Source organism: Povalibacter sp., from assembly GCF_036520495.1.
GTDB lineage: Bacteria > Pseudomonadota > Gammaproteobacteria > Steroidobacterales > Steroidobacteraceae > Steroidobacter.
This window is the reverse complement of record NZ_DATDJO010000022.1, coordinates 69964-87258: the sequence shown is the minus strand read 5'-3', so window position 1 is coordinate 87258 and position 17295 is coordinate 69964. Positions and strand designations below refer to the sequence as shown.

The window sequence follows — 17295 nt, the reverse complement described above, 5'->3', positions numbered from 1 at the left end:
GCGAGTCCTTGCTCTGTGCAAGCCTGACAGGCGCGCGTCTGGGGCTGTATCAGTAGTTGGGGCGAGAGGGGCTGCCCGATCGCGCTCTGAGAAGTGCCGGATTCTGTGCCCGCGGCGCAGCAACGTTTGCAGCAAGCCGTGGCGAATCGATGCCGGCGTCGTTGTCGATGCCGAGCAGCCGTGCCGCGCGCACCAATTCGGCAAGCGAGTGCAGATGCAGCTTGTCGAGCATGCGTGCCCGATGAGTCTTGATGGTTCGCTCGCAGGTATGAAGTTCGACAGCGAGCTGCTTGTTGAGTGCGCCGCGGGCGACGCCGAAGAACACGGCGCGCTCGCGATCCGACAACGACATGTAGCGTTGCTGCAGCTGTTTGATCTCGCATCGGGTTTGGCGACGTTGCGTATCGATCATGAGCGCATGGCGGACGGATTCGAGCAGCACATCGCTCCGCACGGGCTTGGTCAGAAAGCTGACGGCGCCGGATTTCATTGCGTGCACGCTGGTGGACACATCGTTGCAACCGGTGATGAAGATGACCGGCGGCGCCGATTCGCGCGCGGCCAGCGCATCGAGGAGTTCGAGGCCGCTCGGCCCGGGCATGCAGATATCCAGCACGACGCAGCCGGGCCGCGTTGCCGCATCCGACAGAAGAAACTCGCCGGCGCAGCGGTAGCCGATCGCCTGCATGCCGGCGGCGTTCAGAACGCGAGTCAGGCCTGTGCGAAAACCGTCATCGTCGTCGACGACATGAACCCGGCATCCTTCGCTCGTTTCGCTGTCCATTTCCGTCCTCTGTTGTCAGAACATCCCTGAGTCAGGCCGCCAGTGGAATGGTGAACCGGAAGCTTGCACCTGGGCCGGTCTCGTTGTTCTCGGCCCAGATCGTGCCGCCATGGGTCTGCACGATGGCTCGCGCGATCGACAAACCCAGCCCCATGCCATCGTGCTTGGTGGAGTAGAACGACTCGAAGATGCGGGTCGCGTGGCCGGACGGAATTCCCACGCCCGTGTCTCTCACCGAGACTTCCAACGAGTTCGTGCCGTGCAGGCCCGTCTGCACTTTGATGTGCCGCTCATCGAGCGGTGCATCCTTCAATGCGTCCATGGCGTTGATGATCAGATTCAGCATGACCTGTTGCAGATGGACCGGATCGCCCGCTGCGGTTGGCAGCCCATCGTCGAGCGTCGTGTGTATGACGACGCCGCGGCGCATGGCGTCGGGCCGGGATAACATCAGAGCCGTCCGGGCGATCTCGTTGATGTCGATGCGCTCCATGCGCAGCTCGCGTTTGGACAGCAGCTTGCGCAGGTTCTGCACGATCCCGTGAGCGCGCAGGTCGTCGCGGCGTATGTCTTCGAGAATGCGGCGTATCTCGTCGAGCGGCAGGGGATTTTTTTGCAACAGCATTTCTGCAGCGTCGGCATTGCTCAGAATCGCGCCCAGCGGCTGACTCACTTCATGCGCGATAGAAGCGGTCATCTCGCCTACCATCGCCAGTCGGGCAGCGTGCATGACTTCCGTCTGCTGACGCAGCGCTGCGTCCTGGGTACGCCGGCGTCGATGGTTCTGCAGCATGAGTGCAACGATCAACGCAGTCTGCAGCAGCAGAAGAACAGCGATGCCAGTTTGAAAATTCCTTGGCGTCATTGCAGCCTGCGTCGGCGCGGACAACATCAATCCCAGTGCGAGGGGATATATCCGCGACCAACGAATGAGTTCGATGCTCACGCGACGAATCATCAAGGCGCTGTGTGACGTTTGAAATAGCGCGCGCCGAATCTAGTCTCGTCAGATCAGTAACAGCTGTGATGATTCGGCAACAAATGCGTATCGTCATAAGTAGAAGTTGGCGTTAGTGTTCGCCGAACTGGCCAAAGGGAATGGAAAAAATATGGAACGGCAGGCCTACACGGATTTCGACGAATTCGCCGACTCGCTCAGCGGTGTCGCGGGTCGGTTTGTACCTACGGCGCGCTCGTCCGGTGAATGGTGGATCGAACGCGCACATGCAGGTCGCATCGATCTGCAGCATGTACAGGTGGGTGGCGCGACGACCTTTGCCGGCGACGGAGTGCCTGACCATCTGATGATCGCTATCCCGATCGCCGACAGCGAATCGATCCGCATCGACGGCCAGCCGTTGGCAGTCGATATCTATGCGCTGGTGATCAACAACCAACCATTCACCTGTTCCAGCCGTCAACTGACCCGTTGGGCCACGATGACGATCCCGCTCGAACGCTTGAATGGCAATGCCCCGCAGCTGCTCTCGCCCGTTGCGGGAGGGACGCGCAACCAGGCGAAGCAAGCGGTGCTGGAGCAACTTCGCTCACTGACTCTGCGTCTGTGCAGTGATCAGCAGACGATCAACATCGTGGAGTCAGCTGCGTCCGCTGCCGTCGAAGAAGAAATATTTCACGCCGTGATCGCAGCACTCGATGCCAGCTCCCGCGCCACCGATCGTCACATCGGCAGGCCGCAGGTATCGCGCACGCGCGTCATCGCCCGATGCCTCGAACTGATCGATGCCTCCGAAGGCCAGCCGCTGTTCATCGACGATCTGTGTTCGGCGACGCAGGTAAGCGAGCGCACGCTGCGGAATATCTTTCAGGAATACTTCGGGGTCGGTCCGATGCGCCTGCTCAAAGTGCGTCAGTTGCGCGAGATCCGCAGCGCGCTGCTGAAAGGCGATGCGGTCGCCGACACGGTCACGAAGATCGCGGCGCGCTTCGGCGTCTGGGATTTCAGTCTGTTCGCGCGCAACTACCGTGCACTCTATGGTGAGGCGCCATCGCAGACGCTGCGTCGGCCGCGCAGCAGTCCCGCAGAACGGCGCGATGACGAGACACTGTCGCCGACGTGGATCGGGTATGCGTCGCGCCGCTTTACCTTCGGCCCGCCGCTGCAGACAACGGAAGGGGCCGAAGCCGATGCGGAGCCAGGAACTACCGGGCTTTAGGCGCTAGGCCCTAGGCTCATGAGAAGAAGAGCAGGTCGCTTGTCCGACCTAGTGCCTAGCACCGAGTGCCTAGTACCATCAAAGGCTCGCGCGGATGAACAGCAGCGGTCCGTCGAAACTCATGTTCACCATGCCGGGGTCGGTTTCGTCGCGCGAATCGATGTCGATCGTGAAGGTGCGATAGCCGAGGCCGAACACCAGGTAAGGATTCATTCGCCAGGTGACTGCCAGTCGGGCATCCAGGATGGAGCCATCGACCTCTTCGATGTTGGCGGTCAGGTATTGCAGCCGACCTTCGGCTGACCAGCGCTCCGTGAAGTCATAGCGTCCTTCCACGCCCAGCAGCGGCAGCGGTGCAACACCGGATTCGGAGTCACGCACTACGCGGCTGCGCACGAGTGCATTGACGTCGACGCTCGTGATCTGGATACCGAGGGTTGCCGTCAGTTCGGCGTGATCGCGCACCAGGAAGCGATAGCCGTAGGTGAGGCCGAACATGGTGAGATTGAGTTCGCTGTCGACGCGCTCGCCTGGTTCGTAGACCTCATCATCGAAAAAAATCTCCTCCTCGATGATGGTCGAGGCCGAGCGTCGCGAGCTGAAGCCGCTCAGGCGGATCAGGTGGCGCTTGCCAGGCAGCAGCGTGATCTCTGCTTGCGGCATCAATGCGAAAGCGTCGAGGCCGAGATCGTCTTCGGCGTTGATCTCGGTGCCAGGCAGCGTGAGCGATTGGTCGACGCGCAGTCGTGTGTCGATACTGGCGCCGAGCAGCGTCACCTCGACACGGAACCGGTCTTCGATGACGCGAGGCCGTGGCTCTGGCGACAGTGAAGGTGTTTGCGCCACCGCATTGCTGCCGGCCAGGAGTCCTGCGGCGCCGAGTACCAGCGCGTGCATCCGGTTCGCGAACATCACTGAGCAGCTCTCCTCTTGTTAAGTGAGCCGCCCGGATTATGCATTGCGGGTCAGGTGACGGCGACCCAGTGATCGTCCCAGCGCAAGGGAAAGTCACTGGCGAATTGCAGGAAGTGTGAACGCGGTGGTGTTTTGTCGATTTCGTAAGCGCTGCCGTCGCGTTGCGAAGCGATGATCGAACCGTCGGCGAGTCGCGACAGACCGTAGTTCTCGGCGGCGGCGATGAATCCCAGGTAGCGATCGTCGGTCGACGACCAGCAGGCGACACCCTGGCCGTAGGGACACGCGGCTGCAATCAACTGCTGTGGTTCGCTGATGGCGATGCTCGCCACGTAACCGTGGAATCGTGTGCGTTCCGCGACAGGTGAGGGTAGTAAGCGCAGCCCGGAGCCGGGCTGGTAGATGGCAGCGATGCCCGGTGCATCCGCTGGCTCGCCTTCGTACTGCAGACCGATCGCAGTGACACCGCTCGAGGTCACGGACAGATGACGGATGCTGAGCAAATGATCGGGCAGACGCCACTGTTCGCGACACTCTCCGTTGCTCGCATCGATCACGCACAACGATGGATCCATCGTGGCGATGTTGAGTTTGCGTCGGAAAGTCCGCGGGTGGGTCATGATGCCGCCATTAGCGACGAGCAATGAGCGTCCGTCCGGCAGCCACGCGACCTCGTGTGGATCGATGCCGTGCGTGTCGATCTCCGCCACGATGCTGAAGTCCGATGTCCTGCGCACCGCCAGCACGCCGCGCACATTCTCGTAGTCGTGTTCTGGCGTGTAGAGCAGGCTGCCGTCCGGCGAGAACACACCGTGTCCCGCGAGATGCCGGCCCGCCGGCGTCTCGAACAGCATGCGAACCTGCAGCGTATCGCGCCGTAGTTCGAACGCGGCCGTGCCGGGGCGGCGCGCAAAAAAGTACACGCGCTGCGGATCGGCAGGATCGATCGCACAGCCATGGGCACGCAGCGGAATGTGGGCACCGAATACCTGCTTCGACTCCAGCGACAAGCCGCCCACGTACTGATCGCCGCGCGCATCTTCGAAAGCCGACAACAGCGTGCCATGCAGCTGCGAACGCAGCCGGTAGCCGACACCGGCCGTGACCGCGCCAAGGGCAACGGCAGATCCGATCAGGAAATTGCGTCTGTTCATGTGCATCGGAACAGGAGGTACACAAAGGAGCGGCCGGCGCAAAAGAATCGAAGGAGCACAAAGCTCTGAACGGCAATCCAGAAGCATTATTGTGTGCTCTCTCGAGTGCTTTTTTTGTGCTCCTTTGCGTACCTGTCTTATCTCCTACAGAGAATTGATAAAGGCGAGGAGAGCCTCACGATCCGCCTTCGACATCTTCAGAAACGCCTGCTGCGATTTCGCCGCTTCGCCGTCATGCCAGAGGATCGCCTCGCTCACATTGCGGGCGCGGCCGTCATGCAGCAGCAAGGTGTGACCGTTGACGATCTCCTGCAAGCCGATTCCCCACAGCGGCGCCGTGCGCCATTCGGAGCCGCTCGCTTCGAAGTCGGCGCGGCCGTCGGCGAGGCCGGGACCCATGTCGTGCAGCAGCAGGTCGGTGAAGGGGTGGATCGTCTGCTTGCTCAGCCAGGGTTTGTCGCTGGATTCGGCCGTTGTCGACGTGGCGCGATGACATGACTCGCAGCCGGCATCCAGAAACAGGCGTGCGCCAGTTTTGACCTCCGGTGTATCGAGGTTGCGGCGCGCCGGTACACCCAGCATCTGCTGATAGTCCACGATGTGCGTGAAGATCTCGTCGCTGATCTCGGGTGAGCCGCCCGTGGGCGCTGCGCGGCAGGCAGTCTGCACGTTCGTGCAATTCTCGTCCGGTCGCAGCGACGTGGTCATGCCGATCTCGGAGGAGAAGGCTCCGGCCGTCTGGTGTGCGATGTCCGGTTGATTTGATTTCCAGCCGAGTCGTCCGATCACGGCGCGTTCGAGCAGGTGATTCCAGACGTGATTGGGACGACCGGAAATGCCATCGCCATTCTTGTCGTCCGGATCGGCGCGCTCGAGGATCTGGCTTTCCGGGATCGCTTCGAGCAGGCCCATGCCGATCACGGGTGGCGCCACTCGCGGCGAGAACTGATTGTCGTGCGCCAGTTCGCCGTAGGCGAGTTCCGCGAATTCGTACACGGGCGCGAGCAGGGTGTAGTGCTCGCCGTCGGAAAACGTGCCGTGAATGTCGCGATGCCGGATGCGTACGGTGCCTTCGGCCGGCACGCCGCCGATGGCGAAAGGATTCAGGTTGCCGCCGTAGCGCGGATCGGCGCCGGGCTCGTTGTTGTCACCGGGAACGGGCGTGGCGAATTGAATGACCAGCGACACCGGGCGTTCGTCGAGCCTCTGCGGTGGCCGACCGCGTCCGTCGTTGTTGTGGCAGGCGTCGCAGCTGCGGGCGTTGAACAGCGGCCCCAGTCCATCGCGAGCGCCCGCCGTGGCGGGCGCCACCACCCACGGGCTGTTGAAGAACGCATTGCCGATGAAGAATCGCCCGCGCTGCTGCACGTCGAGATTGGCGGCAGGCTGTGCGAACGCCCGATGGGTGGCGTTGCGCACGGTGGCTGCTCCGCCCGAATCCGGATCGAGCAGTGCCTGAGTGTCCAGTCCGCTGCGCGCACAGGCCGCGAGCCCGAGCGCCAGTGCCAGCAGTGCGGACGTCTTCGCGTTCGGCTTCATCAATCGCCCAGGCCTTCCATATCGGACATGAAAATCTGCAGCGACTGCGCAGCGCGGCCGATGGAGAGCGCTTCTGCACGCAATGCGTCGATAGCGGTCTGAACGCGTGTGCGCCCCTCGGCATTGTCGGGCTGGATCTCGCGATCGAACGGATTGCGGATGGCTCCGAGTGCGTCGCTCGTCCGCGCAAGTCGCTCGTCCACCTCCTCGGCGACGCGCGGGTCGGCCTTTTTCACCAGATCCGCGAGACTCGGTCCGCTGACCGTCTCGCCGTTGGTTCGCTGGTAACGGGCGAAATAGACGTGCGTGATGCCGGCGCCGTTGTTGCGCAGATCATCGGCCGTCGTGTCGCTGAAACAGGATTGCTCTTCTTCCTGATCGCCCGACAGCAACGGCACGCTCATGCGCTCGCCGGCCATCTCGACTTCGGCGAGTGCTGCCATGCCGGTCAGCATGTGCTTGAGGCCGGTGTAGATGTCGCCGCTGACGAGCTTCGCGCGATAGTTGGGAGCATCGGCCGGCGATGTGGGATCCCAGGCCGCGACCAGCATTTCCAGATCGCTGATGAGCAGCGTAGTGGCGGCCTTCAGGTATTGGCCGCGACGTGCCGCTACATCAGTGGCGGGATCGCCGGTCGGCACGAAGTCCGTGTGTGAACGCTGTCCAGCCGATTCCGGCGGATCATTGCGGTCCTGACCCCACAGCAGGAATTCGATCGCGTGCCAGCCGCTCGCGATGTTCTTTTCACCGCCGGCCTCGTTCTGTGCCGCGATGAGTTCGGGCGTGATTTCCGGGAAGGCCTTGGCGTTGCCGATGATGTCCAGGCCTGGCGCAGCGTTGTAGACGTCCTTCTGGACCGCATCGATGTGATTTTCATCGAGCGGCCAGCCATTCATCTGCGGCTCGGGTCCGCCCTCGGCGTCGATGGGGCCTGCATAAAAGCGAAAGGCTTCGGAGTAGCTGTACGGAACGCGGGCTTCGCGCCAGCGCTGGCGTGCGGCGTCAAGGGTCTCGGGACTGGGCTGGGCAAGCAGCCGATCCACGGCCTGGTCCAGCGCGCGCGTGGCCAGCAGAGTGTCCTCATACGTGGCGTGAGCGATCGAGGCATACGTCGCGATGACCGGTCGGCGCGGATCGTCCGGGGGAGTACGGCTGCAGCCCGAGCACATATATATGAGCGCCAGCATCGCTGCCGCCGCGACTCGCGTGGATGGAAACATGTCACTCCGGACGATCGATCTGTTGGTATGCCGCGCCGCAGGAAGCAGCAGGGCGGACGGTCGGCCGCGGCATCCGTTGCGCCGCGGGGAGCCGATTCTATTCTTAATCGAGAATCACTCGCAATTAGGGGTACGGATACTTAAGGAATCTCTGATTGATCCGTCGTTCCCGTGACCAACGCGAATGACGAATCTGGAATCAATCAGACCTGCCTTAATGCCGGGCAAGGACCACGACCTCGGAGTCGGACTGCTCGCGGGCAGGCTCGTCGCCATGCTCGTCAATGAGCCGCAGCGACTGGCGACGATGCAGGATGTCGTGCAGGTCGGCCCCGGCGACGCCAAGTTGCTCGGCCGCCTTGTCGATCGGCAGTCCCTCGCACACGATGAGGCTGACCGCGGACCAGTAGAGAGCCGCTTCCATGCGAGTCTGCTTTTCCATACGACCACCTGCGTCGGGGGGTACGGCATCGATGGTGCGGCGGTTCTGCCCGTCCTGGGCAGTCACAGAAATACCTAGCGAAGTACGTTGATCGAGCAGCCAGGATTGATCGAAACAGACCGGAGGGACTGCAACTACTGGCCGCTCTCGACCAGGCGTTTACTGACGAACTGCCAGTTGGCCAGGTTCTCGATCACCGCCTTCACGAACCGCGCGCGTTCCTGCTGGTAGTCGAGGTAGTACGCGTGTTCCCAGACATCGCAGGTCCAGACGGCGTGGTTTCCGGAGATCAGCGGATTGTCGGCGTCATGGGTGGTTGCGATCTCCAGCCGTCCGTCCTTCGCAATCAGCCATGCCCAGCCGCTGCCGAACTGGCCCACGGCGGCGTCGATGAATCTGTCGCGGAAGTTCTCGAGGGATGAAAAGTCGCGCTCGATACCTTTCAGCACGCTTTCGGGTGGCGTACCGCCCCCATTGGGGGCGATGGACTCCCAGAAGAAGTCGTGATTCCAGGTCTGGGCGGCATTGTTGAAGATGTTGCGATCCAGCCCATCGCGATTCGCGGTGTCCCTGATGAGGGTTTCCAGGTCCCGGTCTTCCCGCGGTGTGCCACCCGTCAATTCGTTCAGCTTCCTGACGTAGTTCGCATGATGCTTGTCATGGTGATGCTCGACAGTCCGTGCAGACATGACAGGGCCGAGGGAATCCCTGGCAAACGGCAGGGGTTTGAGCGTGAAAGCCATGGCGGCATCCTCGTCGGCAGATGCAGGTGCAACGCCGGATGGCAGCGACGGTTCCGGCTCGGCGGGTGTTCGTTGACGAGTCATTTATCGGCACGCAGGCCGCAAACCGTGGAATGCGTCGAGATTTTTGCCCTTCAGTCCCGCCCAATCGGTGCGGCCCGGCGCCAGAGCGTCTATATTTCCTCATGGAGCGTTGACCCTTCCATTCCAGAGAGGGGCAACCAGATCTGTATCGCGTTGGGCGCTCGGGGGGAGACGATGAGTTTGGCCAGAACGACCTGGATCACAGCAATCGCGGTGACGTCGACTGCATTGACCGCATTCCCGGCCCGGCCCCAGACAGCCGATGCTCCGGCGCCCTCGTTCGTGTCGCTGAAGTTCGAGGGTTCCTGCGATGCACAGAACAACCGACTCTGGCTGGCCAGCACCCACACCTTCAAAACCATCGGCGTGAAGATCCGTTGGCGCGCTGCGGGGGGCAAGGACCTGATCGAAGACTTCTTTCCCGGCCCGAATTCCGTGCGTGAGATCGGCTGCGCCGCCGAAGCGGAGATCCTCGAAGCGAACTTCGCCGACTTCTAGGGCTCGCGGTATTCTGCCGTGCAGCCATGCCGGTATCCAGCCGTGCCGTTGATACATCAATAGTAGCGGTCCGCTGGGTCAGTTCTTCGGCGCAGTAGACGCCGTTGCCGCGAATCTCGATGGCAGCGAACTGGCGCCGCAGCTGTCGTTCAAGATCGGCGCGCAGTACGCCTTCAACGTCGGTAATGGAATGCGCCTGACGCCTCGCGTCGACTACTGGCGATGACTTCTCGGACGCATCTACAACAAGCCGATCGACAGGATCGAATCCTGGGACCTGTTGAGTGCCCAGATCGATCTCACCTCGCCGAACGACTCATGGCATGTGCGCGCCTTCATCAACAACATCATGGATGACAACAGCATCACAGACATGTACGCGACCGATGCCTCATCCGGCTTGTTCACGAATGTGTTCGCGCTGGAACCGCAGACGTACGGGGAAGTTCACACGGAGGTCACAGAGTTCACAGAGCTGAGAAAGGACTTTTCTCTCTGTGTTCTCTGTGATCTCTGTGTGAAATTCCGGTTCTTGAAGGTCAGAATCCTCGCAACGTCGCAAACTCCTCGAGCGGCGCTCGATCAGTCCGCAGCGTATTGATCGGCGCCGTCTCGTCCCGGTAGCCGAGCGCCATGCCGCAGAAGAGCATGTGCTGCTCTGGAATGGGCAGATACTCTCCCAGCGTCTTGTGCCAGACGGCCCAGGCTTCTTGCGGGCAGGTGTGCAGGCCCTGTTCGCGCGCCAGCAGCATGATGCTCTGCATGAACATGCCGACGTCGGCCCACTGGTCCTGGCCCATGCGGCGATCGATCGAGAAGAACAGCGCTACCGGCGCGCCGAAAAATTCGTAGTTGCGCGCGAACTGTCGCAGTCGCCCGGGTTTGTTGTCGCGCGCGATACCGATCGTTGCGTAGAGATCCTCGCCGCACTTGAAGCGGCGCGAGCGATACGGCTCATGAAGGTCGGGTGGATACACGTGGTATTCCGAGCCTTCGCCGTTGGGTTGTGTCGGCAGCTTGCTGCGAATGAGTTCCACGAACTCGGCCAGTGGTTTGCCCGTGAGGACATGGACCAGCCAGGGCTGCAGATTGCCTCCGGACGGCGAGCGTTTTGCGGCCTCGAGGATCTGCACGATGGTCTGGCGCGGCACCGGCGTAGCGAGAAATGCGCGGCAGCTCATGCGGGTTTCGATGGCAGTAGAGACGTTCATGCTGTGCCTGCGGTGGCTGAAACTGGACGCGATGATAGGCCATCATCCCATCGACGACGCATGAGTCTGTTTCTCGGTAGGTGACATTGCGCTGCTGTCCCTGGTCAGTTGCCGGGCGCACTGGCGGCCACCTACAGTGCGGCCAGGACAGACACCCGGTGTTTACGATGACCATGTCACGGCACACGCTCACCGCCAGCAATGGAGCGACCTTCGTCCTGCGAACCTTCGATCCGCAGGTGGCGCCTGCCGCGGTCGTGATCGTTCCGTCGGCGATGGGTGTCGCGCAGGCCTACTACCAGCGCTTCGCCGAGTGGCTGTCGGCGCAGGGATTTGCCGTCATCACATTCGACTACCGCGGTATCGGCCTCTCGGCGCCGCCGAGCCTGCGCGGATACGACGCAACGATCTTCGACTGGGCCCGCGATTGCGAAGCCGCCATCGATTTCGCGGACCAACGGCATCGTGATATCCCGCTGCACTGGATCGGCCACAGCCTGGGCGGTCAATTGTTGGGGCTGATCCGCAACCGTGATCGCATCCAGCGCGTAATGACCGTCGCCACGGGAAATGGGTACTGGCTGGAGAACAGCTGGCCGACGAAGCGCGCCGTCTGGTGGCTGTGGTTCGTCGCGGTGCCGCTGGCGACGCGCATCGCGGGCTATTTTCCCGGCAAACGCTTACGCAAGGTCGGCAACCTGCCGCTCGGAGTCATTCGCCAATGGCGGCGCTGGTGCCTGAATCCCGAATACGTCGTCGGCGTCGAGGGCAGGGAAGTACGCGAACAGTATTCCTCGGTGCGACAGCCCATGATGTCGGTGTCGTTCACCGACGATGAAATGATGTCGGAGCGCAGTATCCGTTCGTTGCATCGCCTGTACAGCAATGCATCCGTCGAGTTCCAGCGCATCGCGCCGCGCGATATCGGCGTCAGCCGTATCGGTCACTTCGGATTCTTCAGGCCGCAGTTCGAATCGACCCTGTGGCCGCTGGTGTCGCAGTGGCTGGCGGACCGCTAGGGAGAACCCCGCGGCCACAGGCTAACCGCGAGCCGCGACCGTCCTCCTGCGAGAGGCGTACCGCTTTGAAAGATGTCGATGACGGGGCGGCGTGGCAGCCGGGTTTAAAAAGAAGCGTGCGTAACATTCGTGGTGTTACGCACGCCCTGCATCCGAGATGGCTCAGGGGGATAGTCAACCACCGTCGTAAGCATGTTTAAAAGTTACCGGAGAAACCGGGTTCATAACGATGGCCTCACCATCCGCTACGAACCCACTCACAACCACCCGAGGGTGTTGATCTTGGTAATGCATGAGGTGTGCCAGGATTCGCCGCGGCCGCGATTGGCGTAGATCCAGCGTTCTGCCGCCGCGAGACGGCCAGGCATGCACCCGTGATGTGCATGGCACCGCGCACCCCGCGCCACGGGTGCGCATGATTTGATCAGGCGATGAATATCCGGATGAGAATACCCGGTTACACGCTGGTGGCCTTCCACGGATCGTAGGTTGCAAACGTCCAGACGTGGCCTTCGAGGTCCGCGCAGGTAAATCCACGACTGCCGTAGTGCTCGTCGCGCAAGCCGATCAGTATCTTCGCGCCCGCGGCCACCGCGCGGCGATGGATCTCATCCGGGTCGGTGGTGACGACACAGATGCTCTGTGTGACCCGGCCCGCCGTCTCATCCGGCTGGCGCAATAACCGGCCGAACTCCGAATCCTTCACGCTGCCGAGCATGATCATGCCGTTGCCGAACGTCAGCTCGGCATGCATGACATCGCCGCGCTCGTCGATGTACGCAGCGCGCTTGCTGAAGCCGAACGTACCGCACAACCAGTCGATCGCGGCGCTGGCATTGCGATAGGTGAGGCAGGGAGTGATGGTTGCAGTCGTATTGCCGGCCAGTGACGTCATGTGTGACCTCCAGGAGCGTGAGGGCGGGTCCTCATGGTGGGTTGCCGATCAGGTTGGGGTGAAGAGGAATCAGATACACAACGGTGCACAAAGGACACAAAGCAGGAAACGGCGATTGGTCCGATATTGTCCGGCCCGTCTGTTTTGCGCTCCTTTGTGTTCCGCCTTGTCCCGCGGGATTTCCGTTGGTCATGCTCGTTTGTGTACCTCTTCAACTCTGCTTCTGATTCTCCAGTGCCTTGATCGTCTTCTGCCAATCGTCCTGCAGCAGCCGCGACAGCGCGCGCTCGGGACCGGTTACTGCTTCCACAACCACCTGAGTATGTCTGGCAGCAGCGCACCGCCATGCGCATCGGAATGCGCGCCGTCGCCCCACACATGATTCACAGCGTATCGGGCGCCAGGCGTGTCTGCCTTGTCTGCATTGGCATTTGCCCATTCGAGGGCCGACAGCATCTGCTGGTTCGCCAGAAACCAGTTGCCATGCTCGTTGTTCAGATCGTTCGATCCATCCTGCAGGAAGATCCGCAGCGGGCGAATGGCGCTCTTGCGGATCATGCCCGGATACAGATCGCCGCCCGGCGTTACGAGCCAACCCTGCTGCGCGGGCTTGTAACCGATCGACGTGTAGCTGCCGATGATGCTGATGACTTTGCGGAAGACGTCAGGCCGGTGCCAGGCGACGGTGAATGCGCAGATCGCACCGCTGCTCGTTCCACCGATCGCCCGCTGCTCGGGATCGTCGGTCAGACGGTAGCGCTTGCTCACTTCGGGCAATAACTCGTCGATGAGAAATCGTGCGTACGTGTCGTCGAGTGCATCGTATTCCGGTGCGCGGTGATCGGGATTCTTCATGCCCAGGTCGTCGGGATAAGTCTCGCTCGTATTGCCGGGCGTGATGAAGACGCCGATCGTCACCGGAATGTCGCCCTTGTGAATCAGATTCTCGAGCACGGCAGGCACTCGCAACGATCCTTCCGGGTTCGTTGCACGCTGGCCATCCTGGAAGACGAGCAGGCTCGCGCCCTGCGCCGGCGGTTTCTTTGTCGAATACTGAGCTGGAACGAAGATCCAGTATCTGCGAACCGTGCCCGGAATCACCTTGCTGTGAAATTCGAACGGGCCTTCCAGTTTGCCTTTCGGGACATCCGGCTGGTTCAGCGAATCGGCAGTGAGCGGGTACTCGCCGGGTTTGCGAGCGACATCACGCGATGCTTCGGCCCCGTGCGCGCAGATCGCGACGAGCGACAGCAGACACGCGGTCAACGACATTACGCTTCGGCTCACGGTGATCCTCCGGGTGGGCAGGTCTGGTCTTCCTCGAATACTCGAGAGAACACGCTTCCCGGACGGCCCCAATCGTGCCGCCTGAAAAGACGGATGCGCTGCAGCTTTTCGTTATCAACTATCAATTGCTCCTACAGCTCCCTCAATCCCGTCGTGATCGGCAGCTTCGCCGCGCGCAAGCTGGGGAGGAGTCCGCCGAGCAAGCCGAGTAACAAGGCATAGATGAGTGCCTGGATCAGCAGTGCCGGCGTCACGGTAAAGGCGAAGGTGATCTGGCTGAACGTGGCGAAGTTCATGGTGGACGCCTGCATGCCATTGAAGGCGAAGTAGGAGATGAGCATGCCGGCCACGCCGCCGACGAGGCCGAGCAGCAGTGCTTCAGCCAGTACTGAAATCACCACGGGAACAGCGCCGAAACCCAACGCTCGCAGCGTGGCGATTTCGCGTGTCCGCGCCGAGACCGCCGAGTACATCGTATTCAACGCGGCAAACATGGCGCCGAGGCCCATCAACACCGCAATGGCTGTGCCCAGAGTGCGAACCAGCGTCGTCAGCGTTCGCGATTGTTCCTCGTAGTACTGCTTCTCGGAGAAGACCTTTACATTCAGCCGTGGATCGGCCGTGAGCGCGTCTTTGAAGGAACGCATCGTATCGGCACTGTCGAGTCGGACGCGCATCGATTGATACGACGAGCCGCGGTGGTACGCACCCTGCAGGACCGTGGCATCGGTCCACATTTCCGATTCGGCCACGCTGCCGCGATCGGCAAAGAGGCCGGTGACGACCCACTCGGTCGTTCCCCAGCGAAGCCGGCTGCCGACGGTTAGTCCCTTGAACTGTTTCACCGCGCCGCGCCCGACGATCACTTCGAATTTACCCGGCGTGAAGTTTCGCCCTTCGACGATGCGGAACTGGTCGCGCAACTTGCCGGCGTTGGGGGAGACGCCGCGCAACGGAACGTTTGCAGCCGTACCTGTGGTGCGCAATGGCACATCGACAACCACATACAGTTCAGGCGATGCGATGGCGCCGTTCGCATCGCGCTTGACGCCGGGTGCGTCGGCGATCAGACGCGTCTGCTCGAGCGTCAGGCCGCTGCCCATCTCATCGGTGGCGCCGCCGCGCAATACGATGGCGACGTCCGCTGCGCCCGACTGATCGAGTACGGCACGAAAGCCTTCGGCGATCGATAACACACCGATGAGCACGGTGACGACGCCGGTGATACCGATGAGGGCGACGATCGACGAGCCCACCCGCTGGCGAAGGTTGCTCAGGTTCAGCGCCGTTACCGCGACGATCTGGGATGCAGTGCTTGCCATTTATGCCTTCCTCAATGCATCGACGATCTTCAGTTGCCAGGCCTGTGCACACGGCAGGGCGCCTGCGATCGCTCCGAGTCCGATGGCAAGCACCGCTCCAATGATGTACGTGTTCGCGGGCATGCCCAGCGTCGGGAAGAACTGCTGGATGGCCTGCCCAAGGCTCATGGCTGCCATTGCAGCGACGCCCAGTCCGATGGCAGCGCCCAGCACCGTCAGCAGCAGGGCCTCCGCAAGCACCATTGCCGTAACCTGGAAACTCGAAAAGCCCAGGGTCTTCATCACCGCGAGCTCATTGGTGCGTTCGCGAACCGATTGGCCCATCGTGTTGGCGATGACCAGCAGCATCGTGAAAAAGACGGCGGAGGAGACTGCAGTGACGATGGTGCCGATGCTGCCCATCTGATTGGCGAAGCCCTGCACGAAGGCTTTTTCCGTCGACGTCTTGGTCTCGGTCGATGAGTTAGCGAATTGCTCGTCCACCTTGCGGGCGATGTCTGCCGAGCGGGACGGATCTGCGATGCGCATCACAATCATGCCGATGTTATTGCGGCCGAAGGAGCGTGCCTCATTCAGATAGTCGTACTGGAAGTAGAGGCTGGAGTTGTCGCCATTGCTGGTGCTGTAGATGCCGATGATCTTGAGATCCCAGGTACTGCTGCCGTCGCTCTTGGTCCAGATATTCGAGCGCAGCGGAATGGTGTCGCCGGCCTTCCAGCCGAAGCGTTCGGCTACCGCACTGCCCACGATGGCGCCAGCGCGATCGGCCTGCCATTCGGCGCGCTGTGCCTCGGGCAGGGAGTATTCCGGGTAGACCTCGAAGAATATTTTTGGATCCACCGTCAAAGCAGCGATCTGATTGCGATCGTCCTGAAAGATCCCGCCGAACCAGTCCTGCGACATCGCAATGCGGACGCCCTCCACGCTGCGTACCCGGTTCAGGTAGCTCTGCGGCAGCGGCTGGATGATCGATACTTTATTGATGGTGACCAGTCGATCGACGCCCGCGAGATCAGCGCCGCCCGTCAATGCGGCGCGCATCGTCTGCAGGATGCCGAACAGCAGGAATGCCACGACGATCGACGCCAACGTCAGCCACGTCCGCAGTCGCTTGCGTTGCAGGTTGGACCAGAGCAGGGGCAGGAATTTCATGAGGGAGACCCCAGGCGCTAGGTGCCAGGCGCTAACCGGAAGGAATCAGGCGGCGTGATCCTCGATGCTGGAATCGAAGGTCGAGTTTTCATCTTTGTCTCCTTGCAGAGTCCGGGCCAGGTGCCTGCATTTCTCTCACGCTGCCGCGCGAATCAGCTGGCCCTTCTCCAGATGCAGTGTCCGTTTCGCGCACGCCGCCGCGTGTGGATCGTGCGTGACCATGATGATGGTCTTGCCGTGGCGTTCGTTCAGCGCCTTGAGCAAGTCGAGGATTTCGTCGCCGGATTTCCGGTCGAGATCGCCCGTTGGTTCGTCGCACAGCAACAGAGTGGGATCCGAGACGATGGCGCGCGCGATGCCGACACGCTGTTCCTGGCCACCGGACAGCTCGCGGGGCTTGTGCCCGGCCCGTTCGCTGAGACCCACGAGGCTCAAGGCAGCAGCGGCGCGCTTGCGGCGTTCAGCGGCGGAGAGTTTCGTGAGCAGGAGCGGCAACTCGACATTGCGCGCGGCGGACAGCACCGGCAGCAGGTTGTACATCTGGAAAATGAAGCCGACATGATTGGCGCGCCAGCGCCCCAGGGCGCCATCGCTCATCGTGTCGGTGCGTTGACCGGCGATCTCGATCGAACCGGCGCTTGGCCGGTCGAGACCGCCGATCAGATTGAGAAGCGTGGATTTGCCCGAGCCCGACGGCCCCATGAGCGCGAGGAAATCCCCCTTGGGGATATCCAGATCGAGCGCATGCAGCACATGCACGGTTTCGGCGCCGCGCTTGTAGTCCTTGGCGAGGCCGCGAATCTTTACCAGAGTCTCGTCAGTCACGTTGTCTCCCTCGATCAACGTTGCCAGC

18 protein-coding genes are annotated in these 17295 nt (G+C 61.8%); 3 read left to right on the top strand and 15 right to left on the bottom strand.

Annotation, left to right across the window (positions count from 1 at the left end; translation table 11 throughout):
• Window positions 1-49: 49 nt before the first annotated feature.
• Together VIZ63_RS07755 and VIZ63_RS07750 are read right to left on the bottom strand one after the other, a co-directional pair.
• Window positions 50-784 carry a response regulator transcription factor gene (locus VIZ63_RS07755; RefSeq protein WP_331608977.1) on the bottom strand — a complete coding sequence of 245 codons (735 nt, stop codon included), beginning with the start codon at window positions 782-784 and terminating at the stop codon, window positions 50-52.
• Window positions 785-815: 31 nt separating this feature from the next.
• Complete coding sequence (locus tag VIZ63_RS07750; RefSeq protein WP_331608976.1) at window positions 816-1730, bottom strand: sensor histidine kinase; 915 nt, start codon at window positions 1728-1730, stop codon at window positions 816-818.
• A gap of 163 nt (window positions 1731-1893) precedes the next feature.
• On the opposite strand from VIZ63_RS07750, the gene VIZ63_RS07745 reads away from it, so the two are divergent.
• On the top strand, window positions 1894-2961 hold the full coding sequence (locus VIZ63_RS07745; RefSeq protein ID WP_331608975.1) for a helix-turn-helix domain-containing protein: 1068 nt from the start codon (window positions 1894-1896) through the stop codon (window positions 2959-2961).
• A 78-nt stretch (window positions 2962-3039) separates the two neighbouring features.
• On the opposite strand, the gene VIZ63_RS07740 is transcribed toward VIZ63_RS07745, so the two are convergent.
• The 6 genes from VIZ63_RS07740 to VIZ63_RS07715 form a co-directional block, all read right to left on the bottom strand.
• Complete coding sequence (locus VIZ63_RS07740; RefSeq protein WP_331608974.1) at window positions 3040-3876, bottom strand: hypothetical protein; 837 nt, start codon at window positions 3874-3876, stop codon at window positions 3040-3042.
• Between the two features lie 50 nt (window positions 3877-3926).
• Window positions 3927-5030 (bottom strand): DUF1513 domain-containing protein, encoded by a 1104-nt coding sequence (locus VIZ63_RS07735; RefSeq protein ID WP_331608973.1) that lies wholly within the window; start codon window positions 5028-5030, stop codon window positions 3927-3929.
• A 144-nt stretch (window positions 5031-5174) separates the two neighbouring features.
• Window positions 5175-6569, bottom strand: coding sequence for a di-heme oxidoredictase family protein (locus VIZ63_RS07730; protein ID WP_331608972.1), 1395 nt, complete (start codon window positions 6567-6569; stop codon window positions 5175-5177).
• The gene (locus VIZ63_RS07725) at window positions 6569-7789 is read right to left on the bottom strand and encodes an imelysin family protein (RefSeq protein ID WP_331608971.1); all 1221 of its coding nucleotides are present in this window, start codon (window positions 7787-7789) and stop codon (window positions 6569-6571) included. Before VIZ63_RS07725 ends, VIZ63_RS07730 begins: the two co-directional genes overlap by 1 nt.
• Before the next feature lie 214 nt (window positions 7790-8003).
• Window positions 8004-8231, bottom strand: a complete 228-nt coding sequence (locus VIZ63_RS07720; RefSeq protein WP_331608970.1) for a hypothetical protein — start codon at window positions 8229-8231, stop codon at window positions 8004-8006.
• 134 nt (window positions 8232-8365) lie between these two features.
• On the bottom strand, window positions 8366-8974 hold the full coding sequence (locus tag VIZ63_RS07715; RefSeq protein ID WP_349261153.1) for a superoxide dismutase: 609 nt from the start codon (window positions 8972-8974) through the stop codon (window positions 8366-8368).
• A gap of 258 nt (window positions 8975-9232) precedes the next feature.
• Here VIZ63_RS07715 and VIZ63_RS07710 point away from each other — a divergent pair, with 258 nt between their 5' ends.
• A complete protein-coding gene (locus tag VIZ63_RS07710; RefSeq protein ID WP_331608968.1) occupies window positions 9233-9556 on the top strand; it encodes a hypothetical protein in 324 nt (107 codons plus the stop codon).
• Between the two features lie 240 nt (window positions 9557-9796).
• On the opposite strand, the gene VIZ63_RS07705 is transcribed toward VIZ63_RS07710, so the two are convergent.
• Entirely contained in the window at window positions 9797-9964 is a 168-nt protein-coding gene (locus VIZ63_RS07705) for a hypothetical protein (protein WP_331608967.1), read from the bottom strand.
• 131 nt (window positions 9965-10095) lie between these two features.
• Window positions 10096-10767 carry a nitroreductase gene (locus VIZ63_RS07700; RefSeq protein ID WP_331608966.1) on the bottom strand — a complete coding sequence of 224 codons (672 nt, stop codon included), beginning with the start codon at window positions 10765-10767 and terminating at the stop codon, window positions 10096-10098.
• A gap of 167 nt (window positions 10768-10934) precedes the next feature.
• Here VIZ63_RS07700 and VIZ63_RS07695 point away from each other — a divergent pair, with 167 nt between their 5' ends.
• Entirely contained in the window at window positions 10935-11786 is an 852-nt protein-coding gene (locus tag VIZ63_RS07695; protein WP_331608965.1) for an alpha/beta fold hydrolase, read from the top strand.
• A gap of 457 nt (window positions 11787-12243) precedes the next feature.
• Here VIZ63_RS07695 and VIZ63_RS07690 read toward each other — a convergent pair whose 3' ends face one another.
• The 5 genes from VIZ63_RS07690 to VIZ63_RS07670 form a co-directional block, all read right to left on the bottom strand.
• Complete coding sequence (locus tag VIZ63_RS07690; protein WP_331608964.1) at window positions 12244-12681, bottom strand: VOC family protein; 438 nt, start codon at window positions 12679-12681, stop codon at window positions 12244-12246.
• 297 nt (window positions 12682-12978) lie between these two features.
• Complete coding sequence (locus VIZ63_RS07685) at window positions 12979-13953, bottom strand: alpha/beta hydrolase (RefSeq protein WP_414703779.1); 975 nt, start codon at window positions 13951-13953, stop codon at window positions 12979-12981.
• Between the two features lie 146 nt (window positions 13954-14099).
• Window positions 14100-15290: an ABC transporter permease gene (locus tag VIZ63_RS07680; RefSeq protein ID WP_331608962.1), complete on the bottom strand. Its 1191-nt coding sequence runs from the start codon at window positions 15288-15290 to the stop codon at window positions 14100-14102.
• A complete protein-coding gene (locus VIZ63_RS07675) occupies window positions 15291-16442 on the bottom strand; it encodes an ABC transporter permease (RefSeq protein WP_331608961.1) in 1152 nt (383 codons plus the stop codon).
• 135 nt (window positions 16443-16577) lie between these two features.
• Window positions 16578-17267 carry an ABC transporter ATP-binding protein gene (locus tag VIZ63_RS07670; protein ID WP_331608960.1) on the bottom strand — a complete coding sequence of 230 codons (690 nt, stop codon included), beginning with the start codon at window positions 17265-17267 and terminating at the stop codon, window positions 16578-16580.
• Window positions 17268-17295 lie beyond the last annotated feature (28 nt).